The organism is Vibrio mexicanus (genome assembly GCF_001012815.1).
Taxonomy (GTDB): domain Bacteria; phylum Pseudomonadota; class Gammaproteobacteria; order Enterobacterales; family Vibrionaceae; genus Vibrio; species Vibrio mexicanus.
The window spans coordinates 44,189-62,631 of sequence record NZ_JYJP01000109.1 but is presented as its reverse complement, the minus strand read 5'-3'; the positions used below and the strand labels follow the sequence as shown (position 1 = coordinate 62,631).

Here is an 18,443-nt window from a genome sequence, read left to right as displayed (position 1 = left end):
GCAGATAGCAACAGGATATTGCCAATTTCCACACGTAGCAAGTGTGAAATATCGCCCTAATGATGATCTAAAACAGTTTAAATGAGGGATTTAATGGGTTAACATGCGCGCCTTTATAGCCATCGCTCAACATTTCACCATGAAATGGTGTATGTTCTTTTTAGGTTATACATTTAGGTTGAACGACCATGCCAGTGAATACGATTATGGGGTTATTTGCAAAGTCCCCAATTAAGCCTTTGCAGCGTCACGTTGTTTGCGTGAACGAGTGTTGCTCACACCTAGTGAACTTTTTTGAAGTATCTTCAAAAGGTGACTGGGAAAAAGCGGCTGAAATTCGCGCTCAAATTTCTCACCTAGAGAAAGAAGCGGACGTACTCAAACGTGAAATTCGTCTCAAACTTCCTCGCGGTTTGTTTATGCCGGTTGATCGTACCGACATGCTTGAGTTGCTAACTCAGCAAGACAAACTTGCAAACCTTGCTAAAGACATTGCTGGTCGCGTATACGGCCGTCAACTTGTCATCCCAGAAGCTCTTCAAGAAAACTTCATCGCTTACGTGAAACGTTGCCTAGATGCAGCAGATCAAGCACAGAAAGTGATTAACGAGTTAGACGAGTTACTGGAAACTGGATTCAAAGGCCGAGAGGTAACTCTTGTGGCTGAAATGATCCACCAGCTTGATGTCATTGAAGATGACACTGACGCGATGCAAGTTCAGCTACGCCAACAACTTATGGGCGTAGAGAAAGACTTGAACCCTGTCGATGTGATGTTCTTGTACAAAATTCTTGAATGGGTTGGCGGAATTGCAGACCAAGCGCAACGTGTGGGCGCTCGTCTGGAAGTTATGCTATCTCGCTCATAATTCATAAGTTAACTCAATAACGAAGAGCATAATTTAAACTCAACCGGCTAGGTGATGATTATTTTCATTACCGATGGGTTAATTGCGCTTAAAATTTGCTCCGCTTGTTATAACAAATCTAGGTATTACGATGGATATAATTGCTAACCACGGCACTGTCCTCATTCTTATTGCAGCCGCTTTCGGTTTTTTGATGGCGATTGGTATTGGTGCGAATGACGTTGCGAACGCAATGGGCACCTCAGTCGGCTCTAAAGCTCTAACGGTTAAACAAGCGATCATTATCGCGATGATCTTCGAATTTGCAGGTGCTTACCTTGCAGGTGGTGAAGTAACCGATACGATTCGCCGTGGTGTAATTGACACAGACCTCTTTGCACACCAACCAGATGTTCTCGTGTTTGGTATGCTCTCCGCCCTCCTTGCGGCTGGTACTTGGCTTCTTTTAGCCTCTTACATGGGCTGGCCAGTTTCAACGACTCACTCAATCATCGGCGCTATCATCGGTTTCGCTTGTGTGTCTGTTGGTACTGAAGCGGTTGACTGGGGCAGTGTGAAAGGCATCGTAGGTAGCTGGGTTATCACACCTGTTATTTCCGGTTTCTTCGCGTACGTTATTTTCGTTAGTGCACAGCGTCTAATCTTTGATACTGAGAAACCTCTATTTAACGCTAAGCGTTTTGTACCTGTGTACATGTTCATCACCACAATGGTGATCGCACTGGTTACCATCAAAAAAGGCCTTAAGCACGTTGGTCTTCATCTAACTGGTTTCGAAGCATGGGCATGGGCGGCAGGTGTTTCTGCACTTGTTATGATTGGCGGTTACATCTACATCCAGAAGAAATTTGCTAACCGCGAAGACGACCACGGTTTTGCTGGCGTAGAAGGGATCTTCAGCGTGCTAATGGTTATCACTGCCTGTGCGATGGCATTCGCTCACGGTTCAAACGATGTTGCAAACGCGATTGGTCCACTGTCTGCGGTAGTGTCTACTGTTGAACATATGGGTGAAATCTCAGGTAAGAGCACGATTGCTTGGTGGATTCTTCCTCTGGGTGGTTTTGGTATCGTTGTCGGCCTAGCAACCCTTGGTCACAAGGTAATGGCAACGGTTGGTACCGGCATCACTGAACTTACACCAAGCCGTGGCTTCGCAGCGCAGCTTGCAACAGCTTGTACGGTTGTACTTGCGTCAGGTACAGGTCTGCCAATTTCAACCACACAAACCTTGGTTGGTGCGGTTCTGGGTGTTGGCTTTGCCCGCGGTATTGCAGCACTGAACCTTGGCGTAGTTCGTAACATCGTTGCTTCTTGGATTGTCACACTGCCTGCTGGTGCTCTACTAGCTGTCGTATTCTTCTACGGCATTCAAGGCATGTTCGTTTAAGCAAAAACGTCAGCGCTTTGTGAGCGCACTGTCATTATTGACTCAAACGCACATAAAGGGAGGCTTTGCCTCCCTTCTTTGTTGCACAGCCCTGCGAAACTTCATACTATTTGCCCAATGCATAATGACATTCCCAAATATTGTTAAAGGATTTACCGTGAAGAAACTGATTTGCATGGTTTTAGCCTCTATGCTGGTCGTCCCAGCTGCGCTTGCTCAAGACCGCTATATCGCAGATAAACTATTTACCTACATGCACTCAGGTCCAAGCAATCAATTCCGTATCATCGGCAGTGTCGATGCGGGTGATAAAGTTACTCTACTAAGCACAGACAGAGATTCAGGCTACTCTCAAATTACAGATAGCCGTGGTCGTAAAGGTTGGGTTGAGACTCGCTTTGTGACTCGCCAAGAAAGCATGGGCGTGCGTCTTCCTAAGCTAGAAAAAGAATTAGCTGATGTGAAATCAAAGCTGGCAAATGCACGTAGCAACGCTGACAGCGAAAAAGCAGGCTTGGTTGAGTCTCTAGAAACACGCAACCAGCAAATTGCCGACCTTGAGCAAAGCTACAGCGAAATCAGCACTCAGCTAACAGCGTCTCAAACAGAAATTCGCGAGCTTCGTGCACGTTTAGACACTCAAAAAGAAGATCTGCTGCTTAAGTACTTCATGTACGGTGGTGGTGTTGCAGGCGGTGGTTTAATCTTTGGTTTACTGCTTCCACACCTTATTCCTCGTCGTAAGAAGTCACCAAACGGCTGGGCGTAATAGCAACTCAAATTGAAAAAGGAGCACATTGTGCTCCTTTTTGTTTTTCATATACCGTCCAAAGTAATGTACCTATTTAAACGAGCTAAACCTTGCCAATCCTTACCCTTGCCAATCATAGAGTGCAGGTATCTCAATAACTTCTCGTTCAAATCGAACTTTGGTCGATTGCGGTTCAATACCTATCAGTTGAACATCATCGGATACCCAATCTCCTTCAACATACTCCACACCATTGACACGAACCCAACGCTTGCCAACATTGCTTGAGTACACGTGAGTTTGGAAATTCAACGCTGGCAACTTACCGATATAGCGATTTGATTGAGATATCAGATCAACGGCAAAATCTTGTTGCGAATCAGAACCACTTGAGCTTGGTTTATTTGAACTAGTCTCTTGGAACTGAGTTTGAGCTAAAGCCGATTCCACTCGCTGTGCGAGCAAAGGCGAAAACTCACTTAAATCAATCTCTGATAAGTCTATTTCGGGTGAGACTGTTTCGGGTAAAACTTGGGGAGATTCTAGTGTTGTTGGGTTAGGTGGACTTTCAACTATGTTGGTCGCGATTAACGACGTTTGATTCGGTTGTGAGGCGACAGCAGCAACTTGAGGTACCGAGGATAACTCTCGCTCTACGAACGTTGGATAAGCCAGTTCAGCAAAATACGCATCCACCACTACTTCTTCAGAGCTAGGCAACGGTACAAAGCTGGATTTCTGTTTGATGTACTCTTGCGCGATACCGACTGTGGCAGCAATCACTGCTGGCAGCGCTATGAACAACAGACCTTTTGGCGCCCAGTTCTCTTTCACTTCATTAACACGTTCGGCGCCACTATAAGGCATCGTTTGCGCTTGGTGATTCTGCTCTGACTGCTCTAAAGCCGCTAAAATTTTAGACATTAGACATCATCCTCGTTTAAAGCGGTAACCTCTTGAGACTGCGAACTTTGAGGTTGAGATCTTTGAGGTTCTAGGGTCGGCGGGTTTTCTTGGCTCAATTTTTCTAATTGAGAAAGCGTCTGTCGACCGGCGATGCCATCAACATCCATATTTTGCCAGCGTTGGAAAAGCTCGACCTTATTTTTTAAATGGCGGTCAAACACAAGGCCTTGTCCTGGTTCTTCTCCCAACAGTGCAGAGAGCTTAGTATCGAGTACTGAAACCGACTCCCCTCGCATGCCCTCTCTCAAGGTTTGATTCCAAAAAGCCTGCCACACGGTGTAATACTCACCGACCCAAAGCTCATCAATCCAGCGTCGCTCAATCTGTACTCGCTTACCTGCTAACAAAAGATCCACATATTGCGCATCCGCTTGATAAAGCGTGGCATACGCGGTCTCACCTTGATACTGCAGAGTGAGGACTACTGGTTTGTTTTGCTCAATGACCTGCTGCCAATTGCCCAAGCGGCGAACGCAGCGAAAGTTGGTACTTTGACCATCACACATTTTGTCGATAACCGACGCTTGGTGACCCCACAAATGGTAAAGGTCAGTAATTGCGCTATCTTGTTGATTCGCCTTTTTTAAAAGCTCCGTAAATGCAGTGGCCAATTGCTCGGTTTCGACTTTCACTGGCTCCACAGTAGGGTGCTGATTTTCTATCACTTGGGCAATCGTGTTATGAGCCAGCTTCGGCATATAATAGTAACTAGGAATAGCTAGCAGTACCCCGTTAATCGCACAAACCACTAACCAGCCAGAGCCACTCTTTTTCTTAGAAGCGCTAGGGTTAGGTTGAAATTGAAATGCCATCACTTGATCGCAGCTTAGTTCAACCGTTTTAAAAGATGGAATTTGCTCTCCGACTGAATAGGCATGCTTAAGAGAAGCATCACAAACAAGATTGATTAACCTTGGAATACCCGATGTAGCGGTTGCGATATGTCGGATGCTGCGAGATGAAAACAGCTCTGCGCTTGCCCCTGAACGCTCCAAACGAAAGCGAATGTATTTACTCGTTTCTTGAGCATCGAGCGGTAACAAGTGATATCGACCGGTGATCCTTTGAGCTAATTGACGCAATTGCGGAAGCTTGAGTTTTTGTTGCAGCTCGGGCTGCCCAACCAAGAGCACCTTTAGCAACTTAGTGCGCTCTGTCTCCAAGTTAGTTAACAGACGCAGCTGCTCCAACACATCAATGGATAAATGCTGAGCCTCATCAATCACCAACAAGGTTTGAATTTGCTTACTGTGATTTTCTAATAGAAAGCGATGTATCGTGTCACTAAGCTGTTTCAGGCTATCTCCAGCCGCATAATCCAAGCGGAACTCATCGCAAATGGCTTCTAGAAGCTCATTGCTTGAGAAAGTCGGGTTGAGAATAAAGCCAGCTTGTGTCGAGTCATCTAGAGACTTCAACATCGCTTTCGCGACTGTTGTCTTACCCGTACCAACTTCCCCAGTTAGCATCGCGAAACCACCACCGTCTCCTAAGCCAGATTCAAGGTGAAAGATCGCTTCCTTGTGCCTTGGGCTTAAAAATAGGTAGCGTGAGTTGGGTACTATTGAAAATGGCAGCTCTGCACAACCAAAAAATTCCTTATACACTCGCACATCTCTATAATTGTCCTAACAGGAAAAGTACCATTGCAGCTCATAATAGCCAATGGCACACGCAAAAAATTCGAGGTAACAAGGTGCAAATTTATTTAGTCGGTGGGCGGTTCGAGATCAACTCCTTAATATGCCCGTCTATGACAAGGATTGGGTGGTCGTAGGTGGCACGCCAGAGAATATGCTAGAGCTTGGCTATACAGCTGTAGGTAAAGATTTCCCTGTTTTCCTGCACCCTAAATCAAAGGAAGAGCATGCGTTAGCTCGCACCGAGCGTAAAACAGGCCAAGGCTACACAGGCTTTGATTGCTACTTTGCACCCGATGTATCTCTCGAAGATGATCTTTTACGCCGAGACTTAACGATCAACGCCATGGCACGAGATACCGATGGACAGATTATTGATCCTTATCGTGGTCAAGAAGACCTCGACAATCGTACTCTGCGTCATGTCTCTGACGCCTTTATTGAAGATCCTCTACGCGTATTACGCGTGGCTCGTTTTGCTGCTAAATTTCATCACCTTGCTTTACTGTTGCCGATGAGACCCTAGTGTTAATGGCGCAGATTGCAGGATCTGGTGAACTGGAGAGCCTAACACCTGAACGTGTTTGGCAGGAATGGCATAAATCACTGTCCACGCAAAGCCCTCACATTTTCCTAGACGTTTTAAGGAAGTGTGGCGCTCTCGCAGTCGTCATTCCAGAAATAGATAAGCTATTCGGTGTCCCGCAACCAGAGAAATGGCACCCAGAAATTGATACTGGGGTTCATACATTGATGGTTGCTCAGCAAGCTGCGCTACTCTCAGACTCTCTGCCTGTTCGTTTCGCCGCTCAGCTGCATGATCTTGGCAAAGGCATCACGCCAGAAAAAGAGTGGCCAAGCCATAAAATGCACTGCCATACCGGTCTTAAGCTCATTAAGAAGCTGTGTGAACGGATTCGAGTCCCCAATGAGTTCAAAGAACTTTCTCTGTTCGTTTGTGAGCAGCACTCGAACATACACCGCGCGGCAGAGCTCAAGCCCGCGACCAAGTTAAAAGTGCTGAACCATTTTGATGTGTGGCGTAAACCAGAAAGACTCGAAGATATCCTACTATGCTGTATGGCAGACAGCCGTGGTCGAACTGGCTTTGAAGATATAGAGTATCCGCAGAAAGCGATTTTCGAACAAGCCTATCAAGCCGCTTTGAGCGTCAATGTTCAAGAGGTGATTAAAGACGGTCATCAAGGTAAAGCCATTCGAGATGAGATGGAAAAACGTAGAGTTGCGGCGATTGCTGCCCTGTAGTAGCACAATTAAAATCTAAAACACCTCGGCTTGCCGAGGTGTTTTTGTATCAACAGAAGAGCTTTGTAGCCTAACGCCACTACCTCGCAGACAAAAAATGCCCCGCATAAAGCAGGGCATTCAAAGCGTAAGTTAAACTTATTCAGTTAAGAATTAAGCTTGACCTTTAACTTCTTTAAGACCGCTTACGTTGTAAAAAGGAGGAGCTTTAGAACCTAGAGCTTCTTACCGCCATTTTCTACAAAAATAAAAAAACGCCCTACCGAAGTAGAGCGTTTCAAAGCTTTAATCAGTTAATTCAACTAAGAATTAAGCTTGACCTTTAACTTCTTTAAGACCGTTGTAAGGAGCTTTAGCACCTAGAGCTTCTTCGATACGGATTAGTTGGTTGTACTTAGCAACACGGTCAGAACGGCTCATAGAACCAGTCTTGATTTGACCTGCAGCAGTACCTACCGCTAGGTCAGCGATAGTTGCATCTTCAGTTTCGCCAGAACGGTGAGAGATTACAGCTGTGTAACCCGCGTCTTTAGCCATCTTGATTGCAGCTAGAGTCTCAGTTAGAGAACCGATTTGGTTGAACTTGATAAGGATAGAGTTAGCTACGCCTTTCTCGATACCTTCAGCAAGGATCTTAGTGTTAGTAACGAATAGGTCGTCACCTACTAGTTGAAGCTTGTCACCTAGTAGTTCAGTTTGGTGCTTGAAGCCATCCCAGTCAGACTCGTCTAGACCGTCTTCGATAGAAACGATTGGGAACTTGCTTGCTAGCTCAGCTAGGTAGTGGTTGAACTCTTCAGAAGAGAAAGTCTTACCTTCGCCTTTCATGTTGTAGATGCCAGCTTCTTTGTCGAAGAACTCAGATGCTGCACAGTCCATAGCTAGAGTAACGTCTTTACCTAGTTCGTAACCAGCAGCTGCAACAGCTTCTGCGATAACTTCTAGAGCTTCAGCGTTAGACTTAAGGTTAGGAGCGAAACCACCTTCGTCACCAACTGCAGTGCTGTAGCCTTTAGACTTAAGAACTTTAGCTAGGTTGTGGAATACTTCTGCACCGATACGTAGAGCTTCTTTAAGAGTCTTAGCACCAACTGGTTGGATCATGAACTCTTGGATGTCAACGTTGTTGTCTGCGTGCTCACCACCGTTGATGATGTTCATCATTGGTAGAGGCATAGAGAACTGACCAGCAGTACCGTTTAGCTCAGCGATGTGCTCGTATAGAGCATGCCTTTAGCCGCTGCAGCAGCTTTAGCGTTAGCTAGAGAAACCGCTAGGATTGCGTTAGCACCAAACTTAGATTTGTTGTCAGTACCGTCTAGCTCGATCATTACTGCGTCGATTGCAGCTTGGTCTTTAGCGTCTTTACCAACTAGAGCTTCAGCGATTTCGCCGTTTACAGCTTCAACAGCTTTAAGAACACCTTTACCTAGGAAACGAGCTTTGTCGCCGTCACGTAGCTCAAGAGCTTCACGTGAACCAGTTGATGCGCCAGATGGAGCAGCAGCCATACCTACGAAACCGCCTTCTAGGTGTACTTCAGCTTCTACAGTTGGGTTACCACGTGAATCGATGATTTCACGACCTAGAACTTTAACGATCTTAGACATTGAATGTTTCCTTCTCGTTGAATATATAATGTCAAAATTAAAGGCAGCAGCACTACTAACGCTGCTGCCCGTATCCTTTACTTCTCTAATTCGCCGCGTTGGTATTCACCAGCCGCTTTCACGAAACCTGCGAATAGTGGGTGACCATCGCGAGGTGTTGAAGTGAACTCTGGGTGGAACTGAGCTGCTACAAACCATGGATGAGCAGGGTTCTCAATCACTTCAACAAGCTTCTTGTCCGCAGACAGACCTGATACTTTTAAGCCTGCTTTTTCAATCTGTGGACGCAAATTATTGTTTACTTCATAACGGTGACGGTGACGCTCGTGAATCGTTGCATTACCGTAAAGCTCACGCGCTTTTGTGCCTTTTTCTAGGTGACACAGCTGTGAACCAAGACGCATAGTACCACCTAGGTCAGATTTTTCAGTACGTTCTTCAACGTTACCTTCGCCATCTACCCACTCAGTGATTAGACCAACCACTGGGTACTTCGTCTCTTTGTTGAATTCTGTTGAATGTGCACCTTCCATACCCGCAACGTTACGTGCTATTCAATCAGTGCCACTTGCATACCTAAGCAGATACCTAGGTAAGGTACTTTGTTTTCACGTGCGTATTTTGCAGCAAGGATCTTACCTTCAACACCACGGTCACCAAAGCCACCAGGAACAAGAATTGCGTCAAGGCCTTGAAGAGCTTCTTCACCTTTAGACTCAACATCTTGAGAATCTACGTACTTGATCTTCACACTTAAACGGTTCTTAAGACCCGCATGCTTAAGTGCTTCGTTCACAGATTTATATGCATCTGGCAGTTCAATGTACTTACCAACCATACCAATCGTGACTTCACCCGTTGGGTTCGCTTCTTCATAGATAACCTGTTCCCATTCAGACAGGTCAGCTTCTGGTGCGTTGATACCAAAACGAGTACATACAAGATCATCAAGACCTTGAGATTTGATTAGTTGAGGGATCTTATAGATTGAATCTACGTCCTTCATTGAGATTACTGCTTTTTCTGAAACGTTACAGAATAGAGCAATCTTCTTACGCTCGTTTGCAGGGATCATGCGATCGCTTCGGCAAACAAGGATATCTGGCTGAATACCGATAGACAGTAGTTCTTTAACTGAGTGCTGAGTTGCTTAGTTTTCACTTCGCCCGCAGCTGCAAGATATGGAACCAGTGTCAGGTGCATAAACATAGCACGCTCACGACCGAGTTCAACTGCTAGCTGACGAATCGCTTCCATGAATGGTAGAGATTCGATATCACCAACCGTACCACCAACTTCAACGATAGCAACGTCGTGGCCTTCAGAACCAGCAATTACGCGGTCTTTGATTGAGTTAGTGATGTGAGGGATAACCTGAATAGTTGCACCAAGGTAGTCGCCGCGGCGCTCTTTAGCTAGAACGTCTGAGTAAACACGACCTGCAGTGAAGTTGTTACGCTTGGTCATCTTGGTACGAATGAAACGCTCGTAGTGACCAAGGTCAAGGTCAGTTTCAGCGCCATCTTCCGTGACGAACACTTCACCATGTTGAGTAGGGCTCATTGTGCCTGGGTCAACGTTGATGTAAGGGTCAAGCTTCATCATAGTCACTTTTAGACCACGAGCTTCTAGAATAGCTGCAAGAGATGCTGCTGCAATACCTTTACCTAGAGAGGATACAACCCCGCCAGTAACAAAAATGTAATTTGTCGTCATGTTTAACCTGAAATTGGTTGAATGAGGGAAAATGGATTTCTTCTGGACGGGATATAAATATACCAGAACGCCTTTTCCGCTACAACGTGAAATCTATCACACTGCAATTTTTTATTTTTTGCTTCAAATCAAATAGTGACACCGAACAAAAAAACAACATGGGTGATTCACATCACGCCGAAGCGCTATTTTTTATAACTCGCTCATTTTATTGAGAAGATGTTTTTTCATCGCGTTTCACTTGTTGCCAAAATTCTTCTAGATCCTCCAAACTATACTGCTCGAGTTTGCTATTTTGGGCTTTAACCTGTGCTTCTACCCCTTTAAAACGGCGAGAAAACTTGAGGGTCGCTTTGCTTAAAGCGGCTTCTGGGTCGCATCAAGATGCCTAGATAAATTGACCACAGCAAACAGCAAATCCCCCAACTCATCTTCTACTCTTTCGGCATCAGGTTGGACTTGAAGCGCTTCTTCCATCACCTCATCAATCTCTTCTTGCACCTTTTCAACCACAGGACCAAGAGATTGCCAATCAAAGCCATACTTAGCACACTTCTTTTGCACTTTTGTGGCACGCGAAAGTGCAGGTAGAGAATTTGGTATTGAGTCTAGAATACTTTGCTCCTTTTTGCCTAACTGAGCTTTTTCTTTCTGTTTCTCATTCTCCCAATTGGCACTAATTTGTTCTTCATTCTCAAACTTGCTATCGGAAAAGACGTGAGGATGGCGGCGTGTTAGCTTCTCGTTCACGGTTTCCACCACTTCCGAAAAATCGAACAACTCCTGCTCTTTGGCCATTTGACTATAAAAGATTACTTGAAACAGCAGGTCGCCTAGTTCTTCTTTAAGGTTCGGCCAGTCGCGATTATGGATAGCATCCACCACTTCATACGTTTCTTCTATGGTATAAGGCACGATAGTGTCAAAGCTCTGCTTGATATCCCAAGGGCATCCGCTCTCTGGGTCACGTAACTTAGCCATGATCTGCTCTAACTGTTCAATTGGGTGACTCATCTCTCTATCCCTTTAAACCTTTTTTATAAAGAAAAAGGTGAGCAGCCAAAACCACTCACCTTCAACATATTATCAACTTTAAACAGAGATGATCATCCCAATCTCTTGACTGACATTACGTCTTTGATCTGTTCCACTCGCTTAGAAACGCGCTGCAGGATCTCAACGTTAGTCACCTCTAAATCAAAGTCCATTATCGACATTTGCGTGCGGTAATCCACTCGGCTCTTCATGCTGGTCACTTTGATCTTCTCGTTGGCAAACAGACTGGTGATGTCTTTCAGTAGGCCACCACGCTCCATCGCTTCAACGCGCACAGTCAATATGTATGAACCAACGAAGCCACTGCCCCAAACTGTATCGATGATACGCTCTGGCGCATGATGACGAAGCTCTTCAAGCTGTTCACAATCCGCTCTGTGGACTGAAATACCTCGCCCTTGCGTGATGTAACCTGCAATCTCATCACCAGGAATTGGCTGACAACAGCGCGCAAGATGCGTCATTAGGTTATCGACACCTTCTACCACGACCGCGTCTTTCTTCGGACGACTCTGCGCTGGCGCTTTGCTTTCTGCTTCTTGCAGTTTTTCAAGCGCTTGCTTGTCTTCCTCTTCCGCTGTTGGCTTATTCACTAACGCATTGATGTGATTAATAACTTGGTTGATTCTCAAGTCACCGCTACCAACACCAACAAACAGCTCATCTGGCGTATTGACGTTAAAGCGCTTCAGGGCGTAGGTTTCTGCATCTTTGAGAGATGCACCAATTTTGGCAAGTTCCGCCTCTAAAATCTCACGACCCGCTTCTAGGTTCTTCTCGCGAGATTGTTTTCTAAACCACGCGTTAATCTTGGCACGGGCACGGCCTGACGTCACAAAGCCTAACGATGGGTTTAGCCAATCGCGTGACGGGTTAGGCTCTTTGGAGGTAATGATTTCGACTTGATCGCCCATTGTAAGCTTGTGCGTGAATGGCACGATTCGCCCTGCTACTTTCGCACCAATACAGCGATGCCCCACTTCTGAGTGAATGTGGTATGCGAAATCGAGCGGCGTAGCCCCCATCGGTAAGTCGACCACATCACCGCGTGGGGTAAAGGCATAAACGCGATCATCAAACACTTGGCTTCGAACTTCATCCAGCATTTCACCGGAATCGGACATCTCTTCCTGCCAATCAAGAAGTTTACGCAGCCAAGTAATTTTCTCATCATAGCCACTGCGACCACCACTGCTACCCTCTTTATATTTCCAATGAGCAGCAACGCCGAGTTCAGAATCCTCGTGCATCTGCTTAGTACGGATCTGAATCTCGATGGTCTTACCTTCAGGGCCTAACACCACGGTATGAATCGATTGGTAGCCATTCGGTTTTGGATTCGCGACGTAATCGTCAAACTCACTTGGTAGGTGCTTGTATTTGGTATGAACGACACCTAATGCGGCATAACAATCTTGCAATTGGTCAGCAATAATACGAACTGCGCGCACATCGAAAAGCTCATCAAATGCGAGGCTCTTCTTCTGCATTTTACGCCAGATACTGTAGATGTGTTTCGGGCGCCCGCTTACTTCAGCGTTAATGCTCGAGACTTTCATTTCTGACGTTAGGTCATCAACGAAATCAGTGATGTATTGCTCGCGAACAATGCGGCGCTCTGACAGCTGTTTAGCGATTTGTTTGTAGGTATCAGGCTGGCGATAACGAAACGCGTAGTCTTCGATTTCCCACTTCAGCTGACCGATACCAAGGCGGTTCGCCAGTGGCGCATAGATGTTGGCACACTCTTTTGCCGCGGCACGACGCACTTCATCGGGCGCCTTTTTGACCTCGATAAGATTACAGATACGTTCTGCAAGCTTAATAACCACGCAGCGAAAATCATCGACCATCGCCAGGAGCATGCGACGTACGTTATCGACTTGGCCGGATGCCTCGCTGCCTTGCGAGTCACTACTTTGCATAGTGACGTTTAGCTGCCCAATCGCAGCCATCTCTTCTACGCCATCAATCAGCTTGATGATCTCTTTGCCGTAATGCTCTTCAAGCTGCTCACGTTCGAATACGCCGCTGGTCACCAACGGAAATAATTGAGCCGCGACAAGCGTTGGCCTGTCCATTGAAAGGGTAATTAAGATTTCGATCATCTCGCGCCCACGCCACAACAGCAGAGCGCCTTGCTCGTGATCTTTTACTAGCTCTTCACACTGACGGTAAACTTTGGTGAGCTTATTGGCCGTTTTCGGCTCCTGCTTTAAGCTCTCAATCCATTTGTCTAAATCAAACTGTTCGTCTTGGTTTAAGTGTGCACTTCGTACCGCAACCATTTTTTCGTCCTAGTTCTTATATTTATTACTTCGACTAACCATGTCGGAGTTAGTTCTTTGGGTTATCGCATCATATTATACCCAAGTGACTTCAAGATGCAGGATTCAGAGCGTTATCACGGGTTCAAGGTCAAGACAAATGACGCAGCGGAATAACGGGTTCTTTCCCAGTCATTTAACGTAGAGATTGAATCCGTGATACGCTCCCGAAGGGCAAGTTTGCCTAGCTCGCATACTTTGTTAACGACTCTCAATTTAGAGCTACTAGATTGTCGAATCGTTGCCGCGTATGCAAACTAGGCACCCCTCGCTGAACCACGCATCTTGAAGTTACTTGGGTATATAAGCCAATTGTTCAGTGATGCTTCTCACCGGCTATGACTTAGTAAAAAGTGCCATCGACTCCATGTGACTGGTATGTGGGAACATGTCTAACATACCCAATTTTTCTAACTGGTAGCCTTGTGATAGTAAGCTTTGTGCATCTCTGGCTAGAGTAGCAGGATTACAGGAAACATAAACCACTCGCATAGCTCCAAGCTCTGATATTTGATCGACAATGCCAGCTGCGCCCGCTCTTGCTGGATCAAGCAGCACTTTGTCGAATTTTTCTTCAGCCCAAGGCTGGGTCGACATATCCAGTTCTAAGTTGGCTTGATAAAACTTGGCGTTGTCCAATTCATTCTCTTTAGCATTGTTGGTCGCTTTTATTACCATGTCATCCACGCCTTCGACGCCAATAACCTGATCTACCTGTTTTGCTAGAGGCAAACTGAAGTTGCCTAATCCACAGAACAAGTCCAACACTCGATCTTGAGGTTGTGGCGCTAGCCATTCCAGCGCTTGCTCAACCATCTGTCGATTCACATCTTGGTTAACTTGAATAAAGTTGTTCGGCTCGAAAGGAACTTTGGCCCCTGCTTCTTGGTAATAACCTGCGTCACCAAGCATACGTTCTAACTTGTCCGACTCGGATTGCAAATAAAGCGTTAAAGTATGTTCACTGGCAAAATCGAGTAGAGCTTGATGACTCTTGCTATCTAACGCTTTTAAGTGACGCACTACAAGAATGGCAGTGTTGTCTGCCTTTACGAGCTCAACGTGCCCGAGGTTTGCCACACATGGCAACTCGCTCAACAAAGATTTAAGCGGTGGCAACAAAGCATTCAGGCTAGGTTCAAGTACTGGGCAGCTTTTGATGTTCACAATCTGCTTGCTCTGTTTTTTGCGGAACCCAAACTGCAATTGCTTGGTTTTCTTATCGACAATCAAACTAATGCGCGTTCTGCGACGATAGCCTTTGTCTGAAGCTTGAATGGTGGGTTGCAGTTCAACCTCGCTCTGAGCAAACTTACTCATCAGTTGCTTTAGCGACTGCTGTTTGTATTCAAGCTGAGTGTCTAGGTCCATATGTTGGAGATGGCAGCCACCACAATCACGATAATGCTGGCAAAATGGGTCACGACGCAGTGGGCTCTCATCAAGCACTTTAATTAAGTTGCCCCGGGCAAATTTACTTTTACTTTCTGCAAGCTGCACTAAAACGGTTTCTTCCGGCAGTGCCCCTTCGACAAACAACGGCTTTTTATTGAGGTAAGCGATACCCGCACCATGATTATCCAACCTGTCGATTTTCACTGGTTGGTGTTTCTTGTCGATTTGAGTTTTCTTTTTCGGTTGGAAAAAACGCGCCATGCTCTGTGCCTAAATGTGTCAATTTAATTGTATACCCAAGTAAGTCAGGGTAAGTTTCGCCCGAGAGTCACTATTTAACTCTGTAGCAATTGTCGAACCGCGCTGACTTTATTAAGCTAATTCTAAAGCTAACCCTTTATTGAACCTCAAGTTTGAGTACAATTTAGGCAGCTAACGCTAGGGCATGTGATCCATCGAGCTGATTTTCTCAACTCTTTGTGGAAAATTTAACCACGAAAGGACGACACGCCTTATTATTATAATTTGCTATGCGAGTTATTTTCCCATATCCACACCACGATGTTTAGACAATAATGACCAGATATGGCTTACGCGCCCGCGTTATCACTCTCACTCTTGCCCCAACCTTAATCATTGGGTTGCTGCTTAGTGCGTTTTTCTCATTCAATCGCTATCAAGACCTTGAACGTCAGGTCATTAGCTCCGGCTTGAATATCGTAGAGCCTTTAGCCATTGCTAGTGAGGATGGTTTAAGAAATCAGAGCCGAGAGTCGGTTCGACGCCTTATTGGTTATGCACACCGAAAAAACTCGCGTTTCGTGCGCAGTATTGCAGTCTTTGACTTCAAACATGACCTCTTCGTAACCTCGAACTTTCATCCTAATTTCGAAACCCTAACTTTCCCCAAAGACGCACCTATCCCGCTTATTGGCTCATCACATATTGATGAGCAAACGTTAGTGTTGCGCGTGCCAATTTTGGCGGAAGGGACATTTCTAAGCACACCGTCTGGGCAGCAACCACCGAACCAAGCGCTCGGTTATATTGCGATAGAGTTGGACTTGTCTTCATTACGACTTCAACAATATCAAGAAGTCTTTGCCGCCTTCCTTGTTCTCCTTTCCGGCCTTGGCCTATCGGGTATATTTGCCTTTAGATTGATGCATGATGTCACTCGTCCAATTACGCATATGAAGAACATGGTCGACCGAATTCGACGTGGTCACATTGATGTTCGTATTGAAGGCAAGATGCACGGTGAGCTTGATTCATTGAAAAATGGTATCAACTCAATGGCGGTTTCACTGTCTGAGTATCACGTTGAAATGCAGCACAGTATCGACCAAGCGACATCAGACTTGCGTGAAACCCTTGAGCAGTTAGAAATTCAGAACGTTGAGCTCGATATCGCGAAAAAGCGTGCCCAAGAAGCAGCACGGGTGAAATCGGAATTCTTGGCTAACATGTCTCATGAGCTAAGAACGCCACTTAACGGGGTTATCGGCTTTACCAGGCAGATGCTAAAAACTCAGCTCACCAATAGCCAAACTGACTATCTTCAAACCATCGAAAAGTCGGCCAATAACCTACTCAATATCATCAATGATATTTTGGACTTCTCTAAGCTTGAAGCCGGTAAGCTAGCACTTGAAAACATCCCATTTGAGTTCCAAGAGAGCCTTGCAGAGGTAGTCAGCTTGCAAGCCACCAGCGCCCACGAAAAAGGACTAGAACTGACGCTAAAAGTGGATCCTAAGATCCCAACAGGCCTTGTAGGCGACCCACTTCGAATTCAGCAAGTACTGACTAACCTTGTTGGCAACTCAATCAAATTTACAGAGCGTGGCAACATTGATATTAGCGTTGAGCTGCGCTCTCAAAAAGACGATGCTGTTGAGCTTCAATTTATGGTGCGTGATACGGGTATCGGTATCTCAGAGCGCCAGCAAGCTCAGTTATTCCAAGCCTTTAGCCAAGCAGATGCGAGTATTTCACGTCGTTATGGCGGTACGGGTCTAGGTCTTGTCATCACTCAAAAACTGGTTAGCCAAATGGGGGCGAAATCAGCCTAACCAGCCGACTTCACCAAGGCTCTACTTTCTGGTTTACCATCAGGCTGCATGCGACCGATATGCCTGTAAGCGACCTTCTCAATACTCAATCACTGAAGCAGCGTCAGTTGCTGCTTATCGAACCAAACATGCAAGCGGCCTCGGTCACGCAGCAGATGCTGGTTCAGGAAGGCGTAGCAGTGACCTATCGTTCCACTCTGCCTGAGCAAGTTGAGCAGTACGACTATGTATTATTTAACCTAGCGCCAAGTGGCGATTACGACACTTCAACAGTAGAGGGTTGGGTTGAGTCAGCTCAAACCATGAGTAGCAACGTAATAGTGGGTATACCAAGTACCGCATTAGCCTTATCCGATCATCTGATTCAGAAATACCAAGTTCAATGTGTGACTAAACCACTTGCTCGTAAGAAGCTACTGCAAATTATGGTAGCGAATGAACCACCAAGCTTTGCCCTTGAGAATCTTGAAGGCAATGTCAGCGACCAAGTCAGTGACCAAGCCCCTATCACTGTCATGGCGGTGGATGATAACCCAGCCAACTTGAAGCTTATCACCGCACTACTCAAAGAACGCGCCGAGCATGTTGTGTCTTGTACAAGCGGTAAAGACGCGGTGGAGCAAGCCCAAAAACGTAAGTTTGATATCATCCTCATGGATATTCAGATGCCGCACATGGATGGTGTCACAGCAAATCGTTTGATCAAGGAAACTGAGCTCAACGCGAATACTCCAGTCATTGCGGTTACTGCACATGCGATGACGGGAGAACGTGAACGCCTGCTGAATGCAGGTATGGATGACTACCTCACCAAACCCATTGAAGAGCACATCTTGCAACAAGTCTTAGTTCATTGGGGACCAGCAATACCTGAAAACGTTGTCGAGAAACTCGATATTACCGCTCAAGTTCCGGAGGCGGAGATAGCACCTTCAACTGAACCAGCTCATCAAAATATGATCATCGATTGGCAAGCGGCGCTGAAACAATCTGCGAACAAAGAAGATTTAGCCAAAGATATGCTGCGCATGCTCACCGAGTCTATCCCCGAAGTGGACGCCACCGTTGAGGCAGCTTTGGATGAAGAAGGTTATGATGTCGACACCCTAATTCATCACATTCACAAGCTGCACGGAAGCTGTTCGTACAGTGGTGTTCCAAGGCTAAAGAAAGTCTGCGCTGAAATTGAGAAAGCACTGCGTTCTGGCTCTTCGATTGAAGATATCGAGCCTGAATTATTCGAGCTTCAAGATGAAATGGAGAAAGTGGTGGCCAGTGCCAAGCCCTATATTGATTAACACGTAATAGAGTTAGTCTAAATACAATGACATCGGCGCTGACAAAGCGCCGATGTTTTATTTTAAGCTCATCTCAACCATATT

At 45.9% G+C, this 18,443-nt stretch carries 7 protein-coding genes and 6 pseudogenes; 6 read left to right on the top strand and 7 right to left on the bottom strand.

Going from position 1 to position 18,443, the window contains the following annotated elements; genetic code table 11:
• The first annotated feature begins 188 nt into the window (after positions 1-188).
• From UA76_RS16590 to UA76_RS16580, 3 genes are all read left to right on the top strand, one after another.
• Positions 189-869, top strand: coding sequence for a TIGR00153 family protein (locus UA76_RS16590; protein WP_047048448.1), 681 nt, complete (start codon positions 189-191; stop codon positions 867-869).
• Between the two features lie 130 nt (positions 870-999).
• Positions 1,000-2,259 (top strand): inorganic phosphate transporter, encoded by a 1,260-nt coding sequence (locus UA76_RS16585; protein WP_047048444.1) that lies wholly within the window; start codon positions 1,000-1,002, stop codon positions 2,257-2,259.
• 157 nt (positions 2,260-2,416) lie between these two features.
• Positions 2,417-3,028: a TIGR04211 family SH3 domain-containing protein gene (locus tag UA76_RS16580; RefSeq protein WP_047048441.1), complete on the top strand. Its 612-nt coding sequence runs from the start codon at positions 2,417-2,419 to the stop codon at positions 3,026-3,028.
• 102 nt (positions 3,029-3,130) lie between these two features.
• On the opposite strand, the gene UA76_RS16575 is transcribed toward UA76_RS16580, so the two are convergent.
• Positions 3,131-3,934 carry a general secretion pathway protein GspB gene (locus UA76_RS16575; RefSeq protein WP_047048437.1) on the bottom strand — a complete coding sequence of 268 codons (804 nt, stop codon included), beginning with the start codon at positions 3,932-3,934 and terminating at the stop codon, positions 3,131-3,133.
• Positions 3,934-5,583, bottom strand: a complete 1,650-nt coding sequence (locus UA76_RS16570; protein WP_047048434.1) for an ExeA family protein — start codon at positions 5,581-5,583, stop codon at positions 3,934-3,936. The genes UA76_RS16575 and UA76_RS16570 overlap by 1 nt, the downstream gene beginning before the upstream one ends.
• 89 nt (positions 5,584-5,672) lie before the next feature.
• Between UA76_RS16570 and UA76_RS16565 the strand changes: the two are divergent.
• Positions 5,673-6,882: pseudogene (locus UA76_RS16565) on the top strand (multifunctional CCA addition/repair protein).
• Positions 6,883-7,191: 309 nt separating this feature from the next.
• On the opposite strand, the pseudogene eno reads toward UA76_RS16565, so the two are convergent.
• The 5 genes and pseudogenes from eno to rlmD form a co-directional block, all read right to left on the bottom strand.
• Positions 7,192-8,492: pseudogene (eno, locus tag UA76_RS16560) on the bottom strand (phosphopyruvate hydratase).
• Between the two features lie 77 nt (positions 8,493-8,569).
• A pseudogene (locus UA76_RS16555) lies at positions 8,570-10,208 on the bottom strand (CTP synthase).
• A 208-nt stretch (positions 10,209-10,416) separates the two neighbouring features.
• A pseudogene (mazG, locus tag UA76_RS16550) lies at positions 10,417-11,222 on the bottom strand (nucleoside triphosphate pyrophosphohydrolase).
• 92 nt (positions 11,223-11,314) lie between these two features.
• A complete protein-coding gene (gene relA / locus UA76_RS16545) occupies positions 11,315-13,552 on the bottom strand; it encodes a GTP diphosphokinase (RefSeq protein ID WP_047048432.1) in 2,238 nt (745 codons plus the stop codon).
• 375 nt (positions 13,553-13,927) lie between these two features.
• Positions 13,928-15,247, bottom strand: a complete 1,320-nt coding sequence (rlmD, locus tag UA76_RS16540) for a 23S rRNA (uracil(1939)-C(5))-methyltransferase RlmD (protein WP_047048429.1) — start codon at positions 15,245-15,247, stop codon at positions 13,928-13,930.
• Between the two features lie 314 nt (positions 15,248-15,561).
• Here rlmD and barA point away from each other — a divergent pair.
• Both barA and UA76_RS25725 read left to right on the top strand, forming a co-directional pair.
• Positions 15,562-17,493: pseudogene (barA, locus tag UA76_RS16535) on the top strand (two-component sensor histidine kinase BarA); the annotation flags it as partial.
• A gap of 71 nt (positions 17,494-17,564) precedes the next feature.
• Positions 17,565-18,359 (top strand): annotated as a pseudogene (locus UA76_RS25725) (response regulator); the annotation flags it as partial.
• Between the last annotated feature and the right edge of the window lie 84 nt (positions 18,360-18,443).